The sequence below is a fragment of the Pseudomonas sp. SIMBA_068 genome, from assembly GCF_046534705.1.
In the GTDB taxonomy this organism is placed as follows: Bacteria; Pseudomonadota; Gammaproteobacteria; order Pseudomonadales; family Pseudomonadaceae; genus Aquipseudomonas; species Aquipseudomonas putida.
Genome location: NZ_JAWRYI010001568.1, coordinates 1 through 238, shown reverse-complemented (window position 1 = coordinate 238; position 238 = coordinate 1). Strand labels below are relative to the sequence as shown.

General features: G+C 66.8%; 1 pseudogene. It reads right to left on the bottom strand.

The annotated features are described in order from the left end of the window. A pseudogene (locus tag SB756_RS34960) lies at window positions 1-238 on the bottom strand (O-antigen ligase domain-containing protein); the annotation flags it as partial.

The following is a 238-nucleotide window of genomic DNA, read 5'->3' as shown; positions in this document are numbered from 1 at the left end:
AGCGCCAGGCGCTTGACGGCTCCTTTGCCCAGGGCAATGAACACCACCACGATGACCACGACGCCGATCCACGGGCCGCGTGACAACGGTGCGAACAGCCCGGCGGCCAGTAGCAGGGCGCCCAGGGCTTTGTGCAGCGGGCGTTGCACATAGCCCTGGACGAACAGGAACAGGCCGATGGCCACGCTCATCACATAGCCCAGGGCAATTGCCTGGCCGGTGGTGACGCTGGCCCGCA